This window comes from Achromobacter sp. SIMBA_011 (assembly GCF_046535435.1).
Lineage (GTDB): Bacteria > Pseudomonadota > Gammaproteobacteria > Burkholderiales > Burkholderiaceae_B > Achromobacter > Achromobacter dolens.
This window is the reverse complement of sequence record NZ_JAWRWN010001113.1, coordinates 1-241: the sequence shown is the minus strand read 5'-3', so window position 1 is coordinate 241 and position 241 is coordinate 1. Positions and strand designations below refer to the sequence as shown.

Below are 241 nucleotides of genomic sequence, written 5' to 3'. Positions count from 1 at the left end.
CGAAGCCTGCGACGGCTGGAACGGATCGAGCAGCGTGGCCTGGTTGTTGATCAGCGCGGTGGTGCGGTAGTCGAACTGGCTGTCGACGCCGATGTATTCGCCGTTCTGCGATCCGGCCGCGATCGCCGTCTGCGGCGACAGGATCGAGATGCTCGATTCGTCGTCGGCGGTCAGGCCCGGCACGCCGTTGCTGTCCGGCGTCGGGTTCGGGTTCGCGACGCCCGTGCGCACGAGCACCGGC

1 protein-coding gene is annotated in these 241 nt (G+C 68.5%); it reads right to left on the bottom strand.

All coding sequences use genetic code 11. The features are described from left to right. A partial coding sequence (locus tag SB816_RS34495) for a DUF2957 domain-containing protein (protein ID WP_410548557.1) occupies positions 1–241 on the bottom strand: 241 nt, incomplete at both ends.